At 70.6% G+C, this 12,969-nt stretch carries 7 protein-coding genes; 2 read left to right on the top strand and 5 right to left on the bottom strand.

What is annotated here, in order from left to right:
* The first annotated feature begins 161 nt into the window (after positions 1-161).
* Complete coding sequence (locus ACFYZ8_RS02480; protein ID WP_388536744.1) at positions 162-2,147, top strand: hypothetical protein; 1,986 nt, start codon at positions 162-164, stop codon at positions 2,145-2,147.
* Between the two features lie 119 nt (positions 2,148-2,266).
* A complete protein-coding gene (locus ACFYZ8_RS02475) occupies positions 2,267-4,318 on the top strand; it encodes a hypothetical protein (RefSeq protein WP_388536742.1) in 2,052 nt (683 codons plus the stop codon).
* Here ACFYZ8_RS02475 and ACFYZ8_RS02470 read toward each other — a convergent pair.
* The 5 genes from ACFYZ8_RS02470 to ACFYZ8_RS02450 form a co-directional block, all read right to left on the bottom strand.
* Positions 4,302-5,495, bottom strand: coding sequence for a glycosyltransferase family 2 protein (locus tag ACFYZ8_RS02470; protein WP_388536740.1), 1,194 nt, complete (start codon positions 5,493-5,495; stop codon positions 4,302-4,304). The two genes, ACFYZ8_RS02475 and ACFYZ8_RS02470, sit on opposite strands and share 17 nt — an antisense overlap.
* A gap of 108 nt (positions 5,496-5,603) precedes the next feature.
* Positions 5,604-7,685 (bottom strand): hypothetical protein, encoded by a 2,082-nt coding sequence (locus ACFYZ8_RS02465; RefSeq protein ID WP_388536738.1) that lies wholly within the window; start codon positions 7,683-7,685, stop codon positions 5,604-5,606.
* A 111-nt stretch (positions 7,686-7,796) separates the two neighbouring features.
* On the bottom strand, positions 7,797-9,296 hold the full coding sequence (locus tag ACFYZ8_RS02460) for a D-ribitol-5-phosphate cytidylyltransferase (protein ID WP_388536736.1): 1,500 nt from the start codon (positions 9,294-9,296) through the stop codon (positions 7,797-7,799).
* Between the two features lie 395 nt (positions 9,297-9,691).
* On the bottom strand, positions 9,692-11,242 hold the full coding sequence (locus ACFYZ8_RS02455; protein WP_359031727.1) for an alkaline phosphatase D family protein: 1,551 nt from the start codon (positions 11,240-11,242) through the stop codon (positions 9,692-9,694).
* Between the two features lie 203 nt (positions 11,243-11,445).
* Positions 11,446-12,957: an FG-GAP and VCBS repeat-containing protein gene (locus ACFYZ8_RS02450; protein WP_388536734.1), complete on the bottom strand. Its 1,512-nt coding sequence runs from the start codon at positions 12,955-12,957 to the stop codon at positions 11,446-11,448.
* Positions 12,958-12,969 lie beyond the last annotated feature (12 nt).

Genomic DNA, 12,969 nt, shown 5'->3' with positions numbered 1-12,969 from the left:
CGCATCCGTCCGGTCCCCGGACCCGGTTCCGGACGCGTTTCTCCCCGGGTCCGGTTCCCGTTCCCAGAAAAGCGGAATTACACCCTCCCATTAATCGGAAGTGAATTCTTTCCGACTTCCGGATGTACAACCATCGGCCATCGAACGGTGTCGAACCGGCCATGAACATCCGTCGCCTCTGCGCCGTCCTGCGCGTTCGCGGGAAAGCCGAACTTCTCCTGGTGATCCTTTTCGCCGCCGGTTTCGCGGCACTGCCCGTCCTGGCACTGCTGCCGTCACTGTGGGGCTTCACGGCGGCGTGGGCCGTGACGTATCTGGCGGACGAGGCCCTGCACGCGAGAGCCCCTGGATTCGTCCGCCGCCTGGCGACACTGCAGCTCAGCCGTACGCTGCGGTTCGCCGTGCGCACCGTGATGCTGCTCGCCCTGGCCGACCGGACAAACGCGCCGGGAGCGGTGCTGGTGACCGGGCTCGCCGTCCTCAGCGCCCATTTCCTGCTGGTGACGATGTATTCGGCGCTGCATCACGCGATCCGCAGGCGCCGCGTGCTGCCGGTGATCGTGCGCAATCTCGATATGAGCGGGCTGGACGTTCCCGCACCTCCCCCCGCGTATCTCTACCGGCGTTTCCTGCGCAAGCTGCTCCACCTCGATCTGCCGGCCCACGCGGGACTGATCGTCGCGCTGGCGACCGGAACCTGGTATTCGGCCTACGTCGGCTACGCGCTGACGATCGGCGCCACCCTGGCCGCCCTGACGGCCCTGCTGGGACAGTTCCGCGCGGTCCGCCGGATGCCCGGCCGGGACGCGGTGATCGGCGAGGTCAACCGCCGGCTCGCCGGCTACCGGCCCGAGGTGGCCCTGTACTTCAGCTTCGCCGCGGTGTCCCGGGACTTCATGTACCAGGTCAACATGTGGATCGAGACGCTGGAGCAGCTGGACCGGCGCCCGGTGATCGTCCTGCGCGAGCGGGCCTCGTTCCGCTTCCTCGGGCGCACCCGGATCCCCGTGGTCTGCGTGCCCAAGGCCGACGACCTGGCCGAGCTGGACCTGTCCGGCGTCCAGGTCGTGCTCTACCCCGGCAACGCCGGCAAGAACGTCCACATGCTGCGGATCGCCGAGGCCAAGCACGTCTTCATCGGCCACGGCGACAGCGACAAGCTCGCCAGCAGCAACCGCGTCAGCAAGGTGTACGACGAGATCTGGGTGGCCGGTCGGGCGGGCCGGGACCGTTACCAGCGGGTGCGGCACGCCATCAGCGACGGGGCCATCGTCGAGGTGGGGCGTCCCCAGCTGGCCCCGGTCGCCCTGCACAGCGGCCACGTCCCGGGCCCGGTCCCCGTCGTCCTGTACGCCCCCACCTGGGAGGGCTGGAGCGACGACGACTGCCACACCTCGCTGATCCCGATGGGCGTACCCCTGATCGAGAAGCTCCTCGCGGAGAACGTCCGGATCATCTACAAGCCGCACCCCCTCACCGGCAAGCGCTCCCCCGAGGCGGCCGCGGCGGACCGGACGATCAGGGAGCTGCTGCGGGCCGGCGATGTGAAGGTCGCGGACGCGGCGAGATCCCGCCTCCAGGAGATCAAGGCACGCCTCGACGACCTGTCCGGGCGTCACGAGGGCGACGACGCCCAGCAGTTGAGGGAAGCGCGGGTCCCCGACGCGGACGGCGCCGCCGAGTGGCAGGAGCTGCGGGACGAGTGGCACCGCGTCTTCTGGGCGAGCCGCAGCGGCGCACGCCACCATGTGATCCTCGAACAGCTCCCCACCCTGTACGAGTGCTTCAACCAGGCGGACCTCCTGATCAGTGACGTCTCCTCGGTGGTCGCCGACTTCGTGGCCAGCCTCAAGCCGTACGTCCTGACCAACGCCCAGGACCTGCCCGACGAGGAGTTCCGGGCCGCGTACACCACCGCGGGCGGCGCGTACCTCCTCGACCGGGCCTGCACACGGCTGCCGGAGATCCTGCGCTCGGTGCGCGAACCCCTCCACGACCCGATGGCCCCGCAGCGCCGCGTTCTCAAGGAGTACGTCCTCGGCCCGGACCGCCCGACCTCCATGGAGCGGTTCAACGCGGCCGTCAACGACCTGGCCGACCGGTCGACGGCGGAACGCGCCGAGGACCTCCTGGCCCCGCTCGCCTGACGGCCTCGCCCCGCATAGCACCTGACCGCCCAGGAGGGCGGAGGACACGCGCGTGTCGTCCGGAGGTCGGCCCGCGTTAACCAGGGCGTCCGTCTCGCGACGACCCTGGAGTGACCCCCGTGCGAAAACCCCTCCCCCTCCTCCGGTCCGCGCTGCGGCTGCCGGGCCGGCAGACCACGACGAGAGTGCTCGTCGCCGCCGTCCTGGCAGCCGCCGTCGTCGCCCAGGCAGTCGCCGCCCTGCGTCCGCACGTCCCGCTGCTGCTCGCCGCGACGGCCGCCTCGCTGGCCGTCGAGGGCGTCCTGCACCGGTGGCAGCGCGGCATGGTGTCCCTGTTCGCCAAGTCGCACGCGGACATCACCGTGCGGCACGTCCTGCGCGACCTGCTGCTGGTCTTCGGTCTGCTGCGGCTGGCCCCGGAGGACGAGGAGACCGCGTACACCGTGCTGGTGGCCGGTCTGCTCGCCTTCTACGCCCTGCACTGCGCGATCCAGGCGGCCTCCGTCCTGGTGCGCCGCACCCGCACCCTGCCGGTGCTCACCCGCAACATCGACGCCTCCGTGCTCCGCCTGACCCCGGCCCCGCCCGCCCTGCTGCGCCGCCCCGGGCCCCGGCTGCTGGTCCACGGCCTGCCCGCCACGGCGGGCCTGCTGGTCACGGCGGCCACGGGTGAGCCCCGGTGCGCGGCCTTCGGCATCGCGATGTCCCTCGGGCTCGCCCTCGTGGGCCTCGCGGACCTTCTCCTACGCCTGCTGCCGAGCCGGCGGCCGGCCGGCGAGCAGGAGGTGCTGGACTGGTTCGACACATGGCTCGCCGAGTACCGGCCCACCGTCGGCCTGTACTTCTCCGGCGGGGCCTCCTCCGCCTACCAGGCCAACATGTGGCTGGAGCCGCTCGCGAAGCTCGGCGGGAGGCCGGTCATCGTCCTGCGCGAGCGGTTCATGATGCAGAAGATCGCCGCGACCGACGTCCCGATCGTCTGCCTGCCGAAGGTGTCCACGCTGCTGCGCCTGGAGCAGTCCACGCTCCAGGTCCTCATCCACCCGTCGAACTCCGGCAAGACCTCCCAGGTCCTGCGCATCCCCACCATCAAGCACACCTTCGTCAACCACGGCGAGAGCGACAAGCTGTCCTCCTGCAACCCGTACGCGAAGGCCTACGACGAGGTGTGGGTGGCCGGTCCCGCGGCCCGCGAACGGTACGCGGCGGCCCAGGTCGGCGTCGAGGACAAGGACGTGGTGGAGATCGGCCGCCCGCAGCTGGACGCCGTACGGCCGTACGCGGGCCCGCCGACCGGGACGTACACCACCGTGCTCTACGCCCCGACCTGGGAGGGCTGGGACGGCAACCCGGGCAACACCTCGGTGATCGAGGCGGGCGAGAACATCGTGCGGGCGCTGCTCGCGGATCCCGGGGTGCGGCTGCTGTACAAACCGCATCCGCTGACCGGGTCGGTGGATCCGCGGGCGGGCGCGGCGGACCGCAGGATCCGTGAGCTGGTACGGGCGGCGAACCGGGAGCGGGCCGGCGAGCGCCCCTTCGACGACGGTGAACTCTCCCGCAGGACCAGGGAATTGGACCGGCTCACCGTCGCGTCCTTCCGGTCCGCCGCGGACTCGTTGGAGCGGATGCTGTTGCAGTCCACGCCGGAGCCGGGCCGCGCGCAGGCGGTGACCCGGGCGACGGCGGCCTGGGAGCGGGCGTACTGGGCCTCGCTGCCGGAGTGGGAGCACCAGGTCGTCACCGACGCCCGGCCCGCGCTGTACGCCTGCTTCAACCGTGCCGACCTGCTGATCAGCGATGTGTCCAGCGTGGTCAGCGACTTCCTGGCGAGCGGGAAGCCGTACGCGGTCGCGAACACGAGCGGCCTGAGCGAGACCGCGTTCCGGGCGGCCTTCCCCACGGCGGGGGCGGCGACCGTGCTGACCCCGGACGCGGCGGGCGTTGCCGCGCTGCTGGACGCCGTACGCCATCCGGAGCGGGACGAACTCGTGGACGCGCGGGCCGAGTTGAAGCGGCGGCTGCTGGGACCCGCCGAGCCGTCCTCGCAGGAACGGTTCGACAGGGCCGTTCAGGCGCTGTGCGCGGCGGCGCGGGGGCGGAGGCTGCCGGGGCAGCGGCGGGACGAGGAGACCGGGTGCGCCTCCGGGACGCTCACGCTGCTGGGGTGAGCACCCTGCGCGCCTTGCGGACCGCCCGGCGCAGCAACTGGTCGACCCCCACCTCGCGGTAGCCCGGGACCTGACGGGCCTCGCGCGGCTCGGCCAGGTAGAGGGAGTCGGGCAGGCCCGCCGACGGGTCACGGAAGAACGGGTAGGCGAAGAACACCCGGCGGCCGCCCTTCTCCAGCACCGCCTCCGGGGTCTTCTTGGCCTGCATGAACTCCAGGACCTCCACCAGGAGATCCGGGCGGCCCAGCGCCACCAGCTGGAGCCGCAGGCGCTCGTGGACGCGGAGGCGGTGGGCCACCTCACCCGTCCAGTACGCGTCCACCAGCGGCTTGGCCAGCTCCAGCTTCTCCCTGCGGACCGCCTCGCCGTCCTTCAGGAACTTCGGGCCGAACTGCGGGAGCAGGGTGACGAGGAAGGGGCGGACCATCAGCGCGTCGCGTCTCGCGCCCGCCGGGACCATGTCGGCTATCAGGTGCATCAGGGCGCGCGCGGAGTCGAAGCGCAGGGTGTGGCTGCCGGTCCTGGTGACGTGCTTGCCGTCCTCGCGGCCCACCAGGTAGTAGCAGGTGTGGTCGGCGATCACGGAGACGCCGTCGGCCCGCAGATAGGCCTCCATGGTGAACAGCGCGTCCTCGCCGGTCCACAGGGACTCGTCGAAGCGCATGCTGTGCCGTTCGAGGAAGGCGCGGCGGAACAGCTTCTGCGCGCTCAGCGTGAACTTGATGTTGGAGGAGAAGACGTCGGTGCGCTCCAGGGTCTGGCCCCACATCGACGTCGGCGGCTTGCGGTTGACGCCCTCGACCCGGCCGAGGACGACGTCCGTGCCGTTGCGGTCGGCCATCGCGACCATCCGCTCGAGGGCCTCGGGGCCGAGCCGGTCGTCGGCGTCCAGGAAGAAGACGTAGCGCCCGGTGGCCTTGCCCAGACCGACGTTGCGCGGGCCGCTGGGGCCGCCGGAGTTGTCCTGCCGGATCACCATGACGTCGAGGGACGTGCGCGCGGCGAACTCCTCCAGGTACTCCCCGGTGCCGTCCGCCGAGCCGTCGTCGACCGCGATGACCTCCATACGCGCGTGGCCGATCGTCTGCGCCTCGACGGAGGCCAGACAGTCCACGAGATACGGCATCGCCTCGTACGCCCCGATGACCACGGTCACATCAGGCTGCGCAAGGGTCATGTCTCCCCCAGTCACGGTGGGTTTCTTCCAGCACCCTGAGATACGCGGAAGGGCCCGGTTTTCGGGAATCACCCCCGAAAACCGGGCCCTTTCTTTACGAAGGGGAGGTCAGGCCTTGGTCGTGGCCTCCGCCTCCGTCTCCGCGGCCGCCGCCCGTGACTCCTGGCCGACGTTGCGCGCCTCGGCCTTGATCGCGAGGTTCGCCACCGCGGTGTTGAACTGCGCGATGGACGTGGGCTCGTCCGGTCCGAGCAGGTACTGCTTGAGCTCCACCCGGTCCTCGGCCAGCGGGTCGCCCGCCGGGTCGCGGACCGCGTCGAGCAGCTCCTCCAGCTCGGTGGCCTTGTTGGACAGGATCGTGGCGGCCCGCACCGCGGTGTTCTGCCGCTTGAACTCCTCCACGCCCAGCTCGGCGGAGTCCGTGACCGCGTACGGCTTGCCGCTCGCGATGAAGTCGGAGACCACGCTGGAGATGTCGGAGACCATCGCGTCGGAGACGTTGAAGCAGTCGTACAGGCGCGGTTCGGCGCCCGTGATCACCTTGTGCTGCCAGGCCGGGAAGGAGCGCCAGTACGCGTCGTTCCACTCGCCGCGCAGCCGGGCGATCTCCTCGTACCTGGCCACGTCGACCACACCGTCACGGGTGGCCTCGGCCTCGTCGCCCTTGTCGCCGCCGTTGCCGGCCAGGACGGCGAGGCGCGCCTCGATGCGGGCCAGCTCGGCCTTGGCGGCGGTCTGGGCGGCCGCGTCGGCCTGGAAGCGGGGGTCCGTGACGCGCTCGGCCGCGGCCTTCTCGATCAGCGCGGTGACCTTCTGGTGCGCGGCGCCCGCCTGGGGCAGGACCGTGCCGGTGAAGGGGTGCGGCTTGTAGAGGACACGGACCGGCGGGTCGGCCTTCAGCAGCTTCTTCACGATGTTCTCGCCGGCCAGCATCAGCGAGGTGTTGCCGGGGTTGCCGTCCCAGCCCTCCCAGGTGGGTGCGTACAGAACGGTCGGGCAGCGTCCATCAGCGGCTCCGCCGCGGAGGCCCTCCGGCGTGCCCTGGCCCGGCAGGATCGGCGCCAGCTGCGGGCGGCCGACCTCGACGATGTCCTCGTCGCGGACGCCGACGTCGGCGATGGCGTAGCGGTCGCGGCCGGCCCGGCCGGCCACCCACACCTCGTCGTACGCCTTGCTGAACGGGTTGACGCTCGCCAGCTTGTCGCTGTCGCCGTGGCCGATGAAGACGTGCTTCATGGTGGGCACGCGCAGCAGGTGGATGTTCTTGCCGACGTTCGCCGCGTACAGCGCGACCCGCACCGTGGACAGGTCCATGTTCATCAGGTGCACCCCTCCGGGCACGCAGATGACGGGGACCGTGGTGGGCGCGAGGTTCTGCAGGATGACCCGCTCACGCAGGATGATCAGCGGCCGGGAGTCCAGCTGCTCCATGGTCTCCAGCCACATGTTGACCTGGTAGGCGGAGTCCTTGGAGCCGGAGAAGTACAGCACGGTCTCCGGCTTGTACTCGCGCAGCCAGTCGTCGACCTTCGCGAGGACCTTGTCGGCGCTCGGCGGGATCTTCTTGCCGCGGACGTACGGCATCAGCGCGAGGACGTACAGCGAACCCAGCGCTATCGTCACGCCGATGCCGATGAATCCGGGCAGCGCCCAGTCCATGGCGGCGGCGACGAGTATGCCGACCACGGCCGCGAGGTCGAGGTGGAGCATCTTCTCGGCCGACCGGTTCAGCAGGCCCATCGGCGGGGCGTCCGGGATGCGGACGCGGGAGGCCAGGTCGACGTTGCGGGTGGCGACCGGGAGCCGGCGGCGGTTGCGGATCAGGGTGACCAGCGCGCCGTGCGGGGCCTGGAGGCCGTAGAACGCGATGAAGCAGGCGGTGGCCCCGTAGAAGATCAGGTTGTCGGAGAGGTCGAGCCGGGCCAGCAGCAGGATCAGCAGGAGCTGTCTGATCAGGAAGCGGATCGACAGTCCGGCGCGCACCTTGCTGAGGCGGTTGATCAGATAACTGCCCTGGCGGTGCAGATAGTGGTCCGCAAGGTACGTGACGGCGGTCGCGGCCGCGAAGGCGGGGACGCTCGGGACGAGCGCGGCCACCATTATGGCGGGGAAGCCCGCCAGCATGAGGACCGCCGCGGCCAGTTCGGCCGCGCTGCCCACCCGGGCGACGCGAATAGCGGTGCTTATCACTGAAAACCTGCTCTGGGAGGGATGCCGGTTGTTTACGGATTCAGGCCCCTGCGAATGCACCATGAACGGGCAGCCACAGAGGCCTGAATTACGGGAGTCTATTTGCGTTGATTATGCCACGCCGTCCTGACGGTCCAGGACACTGGCGAGCGCGGCCTCGAAACCGGACGCCGTGCCCGCGGAGGCCGTCGGGTCCTGCTGGCGGACGTCGATGACATGGCCGGTCAGCTCGGAGAGCAGCACGTCGAGGGAGGTGCGGGCCACCGCCTCGGAGGACAGCAGGCTGCCCGCGGGCTCCTGGCCGAAGGCCTTGGTGCGCATGGGCGTGGCGGTGCGCTCGGGGTTGATGCAGTTCACCCGGACGCCGTCACCCGCCCATTCGTCGGACAGGGCCTGCGTGAGGTTGACCATCGCCGCCTTGGTGGAGGAGTACAGGCTGTACTCGGCGCGGCCGCGGGTGTAGCTGCTGGAGGTGTACAGCAGCAGCTGGCCCTTGGTCTCCGCCAGGTACTTGTAGCTCGACCGCGCGATCTGCACCGGGGCCAGGTAGTTGACCTTCAGCGCCTCCTCGATGGTGGCGTTGTCGGTCTCCGCCAGCTTGCCGATGCGCAGTACGCCCGCGGTGTTGACGACGTAGTCGATGCGCCCGGTCTCGGCGTACGCCTTGGACAGCGCGTCGTCGACCTCCTCCGGGTTCTCGACGTGGGTGCCGGTGGTGGAGCGGCCCAGCGCGTACACCTTGGCGCCGTAGGACTCGGCGAGTTCGCCGATGTCCTTGCCGATGCCGTAGGAGCCGCCGAAGACGACGATGGTCTTGCCGGTGAGCAGCTCGCGGTAGGCCTCGTCGCTCACCTGCTCGGGAGCGGCGGTGGAGGCCAGCTGGAAGAGCTTGTCGGCGATGAAGACGTCGACGGGCTGGGTGACCTTCATGTTGTACTCGTCACCCGCGACGACGTGGATCGGCACGTCCGGCAGGTACTTGAGCACGACCGAGCAGTCGTCCGTGGCCTGGAAGTTGGGGTCACCGGCGGCGACCTCGTAGGCGCGCTTGATGGTGGACAGCTTGAAGGCCTGCGGGGTCTGGCCGCGGCGCAGCCGGGAGCGGTCCGGGATCTCGGTGATGAACTCGCCGTCCTCGCCGTGCTTGCGCGTGACGATGATGGTGTCCGCGGACGGGATGGCCACGTCGACCGCCTGGTAGCGCTCCAGGGCGACCACGCAGTCGTCGATGACGCGCCGCGAGAGCAGCGGGCGCACGGCGTCGTGGAACAGGACGTTCAGGTCCTCGCCCTCGGCCAGGCCCTCACCGAGGGCCGCGATGGCGCGCTCGGTGGTCTCGTTCCGGGTGGAGCCACCCTCGATGATCTTCTTGACCTTCGTGAATCCGGCCTTGGCGACGATCTTCTCTATGTCCGGCACGTAGCCCGGCGCCATCAGGACGATGATGTCGTCGATGGAGTCGGCCTTCTCGAAGGTGGTCAGGGTGTGCTCGATGACTGCCTTGCCGGCGATCTTCAGCAGCTGCTTGGGGATCGAGAGACCCACACGCTGACCGGTACCACCGGCCAGGATCACTGCGGTGGTACGGGGCTTGGCGATGTGCTGGGACACAGAAGACCTACCTCGGGGCGACAGGGAACGGGGAAATGGTCCCACTTGCGGTTACCGCTGTGCAAGGCGACCGCCGTTCGCTGCATATGTACGCGCTACCTGTCATTCATCTTGCACTGCCGGTGACGGCGGCCGCCCGCCCTGTCGCAGCGGCGAGCGCCCCGTACGGCGCCCGGGCCGCCGCCTCGGGAGAGATCAGGACCGCGCCCCCTTGCGGAGGAGCCCGGAATACAACTCCTCGGGCAGTCCATTACCACGGAATTCCTGGTCAAGATTCCGCAGCATCTCGGTCTCGGCGAGAGCAAGCGAACGATTCGCGTTCCCCGAATACCGCGGTCCCGGTGAGGAGCGTGGGACGGTGACGAGGACCACGCTCCTCCCGGGCCGCGCCGCGCTCACACCAGACGGACCCCGGGCTTGCCCGCGTCCACCCGCAGCTGCGCCAGCGTGCTGGGCGTCGCCTGCGGTGCGACCACCGTGTCGACGACCCTGACCTGCGCGTCGATGCCGTGCCGGTCGATGTCGAAGAGGTGGTAGCCGCGGTGGGCGTCGATGAACTTCCAGTGCGGGTTGTCGGCCTTCAGCGGGTCCCACTGGGCGTGGAAGGCGGCCTGGTCCTGGTCGCCGTTGCTGGAGATGGAGGTGCCGACGAACTCGGCGCCGACGACCCGGGAGGACGGGTCGGCGTAGTCCTCCTTGAGGTCGCTGATCATCGTGAGGTGGCGGTCGCCGGAGAGCACGACCGGGTTGCGGACCCTCCGGAACTCCTCCAGGAGGGCGTTGCGCTCGACCTGGTAGCCGTCCCAGGCGTCGTAGTACCAGAGCTTGCCCTCGCCGGGCAGGATGTCGGTCTCGGCCATCATGATCTGCGAGGCGATGAGGTTCCAGCGGGCCGGTGAGCCGTGCAGCGAGTCCAGGAGCCACTGCTTCTGCTCGGCGCCGAGCATGGTGAGCGAGGGGTCCTGGGCGGCGGCCTGGCTGGTGACCTGGTCGCTGCGGAACTGCCGGGTGTCGAGCACGTTCAGCCGGACCAGCCGGCCGAACTCCAGCCGCCGGTACATCTGGATGTGCGGGCCGTTCGGGACGGCGGTGGCCCGCACCGGCATGTGCTCGTAGTACGCCTGGAAGGCCGCGGTGAGCCGGGCCACGAACGCGTCGTGCGGCTGCTTGGCGGGGTCCTGCGGGATCTCGCCGGCCCAGTCGTTGTCGACCTCGTGGTCGTCGAAGGTGACCACCCAGGGCGCGTTCGCGTGGATCTCGGCGAGGTCCGGGTCGGTGCGGTACTGGGCGTACCGGTTGCGGTACTGGACGAGGCTGTACGGCTCCCCCGTGCCCTCGTGCCGGCGCGGACCGGCGGAGGAGGGCGCCGACTCGTAGATGTAGTCGCCGACGAACAGCACGACGTCGGGATCCTGGTCCAGCATGTCGGCGTACGGCGTGAAGTAGCCGTTCTGCCAGTTCTGGCAGGAGGCGAGCGCGACGCGCAGGCTGCCCAGCAAGGTGTGGCGGGCGGGGGCGGTGCGGGTGCGGCCGGTGCGCGAGAGCTGGCCGTCGGCGCGGAAGCGGTACCAGTAGGTGCGGCCCGCGCGCAGGCCCCGTACATCCACGTGAACGCTGTGCCCGTATGCGGGCAGGGCCTGGGCGGTGCCCCGCCTGACGACCTTTCTGAAGCGCTCGTCCTCGGCGAGCTCCCACTCGACCGGCACCACTCTGTCGGGCATGCCTCCGCCGTTGAGGGGGTCCGGCGCGAGCCGCGTCCACAGCACGATGCCGTCCGGCAGCGGGTCGCCGGAGGCCACGCCGAGGCTGAACACCCCGTCGGGCAGCGGGGGCTCCGCGGCTCGCGCGGTGCCCGGCAGCCACAGCTGGGCGGAGGCGGCGGCGCCGAGCACGGCGGCGCCGGCGGTCAGAAAGCGGCGTCGGTTGGGTGATGCTGCTCCGTACATGGGCGAACTCCCTTGCGTCGCTGACCTCTTGGACACCCCTGGAAGCTCACGCTTCGGGGGGATCCGTGCGTTGAACCAGGGTGTTCGCGTGCATGACAAATAGGTAGACAACAGAAGAGCCGTTGCGACTCGGGTATCACATGATGAACGTGATCCCGGCGCAACGGCCTTCAGGACACTGCCGTCTGACGATCTTTTGGGTTCTAGTTGGCGAAGTCCGAGCCCAGACGGGCCTTCGCGGCGGTGGTTCCGAGGAGCGTGTGGCCGAAGGTGAGCGTCCCGTCCGGCCCCAGGATGGTGGCCGGAATCGGCAGGCCACCGGGCGAGACGACGTACTGCGCCCGGGAGCGGAAGGACCACACGGCCCCGGAGCCCGCGTTCTCGCCGGGCGCTCCGACCGCGACGTCGGCCAGTCCGTCGCCGTTCGCGTCACCCACATGGACGGCCCCGCCGAAGGCGTCGCCCTTCTCGCCGGCCCCCGGCACCCCGGGGCTGTCCTGCGTGACCACCTGGTGGGAGCCCACCCCGGTCAGCCCGTCGGCCCGGCCGCTCAGCACGACGACCGCGCCGGCGTCCTTGACGGAGTTCGGCGCGGTGGCGGGGCCCAGGTCCTCGCCGGGGACGCCGGTGACCACGTCGAGGTACCCGTCGCCGTCGACGTCGGCGAGCTGGACGTCGGTCCCGAAGCCGTCGCCCTTCTCGGCGGTGCCGGGCACGCCGGGGCTGTCCTGGTTGACGAACTGCGCGGCCACCCCGTCGGGGGCGCCCGAGGTGCCGGGTATCCAGGTGACACGGCCGCCCTTGGCGAGGTAGGTGTCCGTGTCGCTGTCGTATCCCTCGACGGTCCGGCCCACCACGATGTCGGCGTAGCCGTCCCGGTTCACGTCGCCGACCGCGAGGTTCTCGCCGCCCTGGAGTGCGGCGCCGTCGATGTCGTAGACCAGGGTCCAGGGCGTGAGGCCGTCCTTGGTGCCCCACCAGTACGCGATCCGCCGGGAGTCGAAGGTGTCGGTGCCGTTCTCGGCGGCCACGACGTCGGTGATCCCGTCGCCGTTGAGGTCGCCCACGTCGAGGTCGAGGACGCGGCTGTCGTACCTGTCCTTCACCACCTGGCGCTCACCGGTGGCCGCGCCGGAGCGGGTGAAGGGGCCGCCGGTCGCCACCAGGTCGTGCTGGTTCACCACGGTCAGCAGATCGGTCGCGCCGTCCCCGTCGACGTCGGCCGCCGCGAGCCGGCCCTTGGCTCCGAGCCCGTCGCGGGCCGCGCCGGAGGCGAGGGTGGCACCGCCCGACAGACCGCGGGGGCCGCCCCAGACGACCTGCACCAGGCCGGAACCGCTGTTCTCGCCGCCCACTCCCACGACCAGGTCGGTGTACCCGTCCCGGTCCAGGTCGGCGGTGGTGAGCGCGCTGCCGAACCGGTCGCCCGCCTCGGAGCCGCCCGGGATGCCCGCCGTGTTCTGGCTGAACACCTGCTTCGTGCCGGACTTCAGGCCACTCGCCGAGCCGTACAGCACCCCGACGAACCCGGCCTTCGCCCGGCCGCCCACGGTCCCGTCGGGGGCGGCCACCGCGAGGTCCGCGTAACCGTCGCCGTTGAAGTCGCTGCGCGCCTGGTGCGGAGCGGCCTCAGCGACGGCGGGCAGGGCGACCGCGCCGCCGACCGCAAGGACGACGGCGAGCCCCGTGCGCCACCCTCTTCGTTGTACGCGCATGCCGCATCCCTC

It is taken from the genome of Streptomyces sp. NPDC001668 (assembly GCF_042893155.1).
Taxonomy (GTDB): Bacteria; Actinomycetota; Actinomycetes; order Streptomycetales; family Streptomycetaceae; genus Streptomyces.
The sequence above is the reverse complement of the archived record's forward strand: the minus strand, read 5'-3'. Positions and strand labels throughout refer to the sequence as shown.

Coding starts and splice junctions, on each gene's coding strand:
- ACFYZ8_RS02470 (WP_388536740.1), bottom strand. CDS start 5,495: ATGACCCTTGCGCAGCCTGATGTGACCGTGGTCATCGGGGCGTACGAG.
- ACFYZ8_RS02455 (WP_359031727.1), bottom strand. CDS start 11,242: ATGTACGGAGCAGCATCACCCAACCGACGCCGCTTTCTGACCGCCGGC.
- ACFYZ8_RS02450 (WP_388536734.1), bottom strand. CDS start 12,957: ATGCGCGTACAACGAAGAGGGTGGCGCACGGGGCTCGCCGTCGTCCTT.
- ACFYZ8_RS02480 (WP_388536744.1), top strand. CDS start 162: ATGAACATCCGTCGCCTCTGCGCCGTCCTGCGCGTTCGCGGGAAAGCC.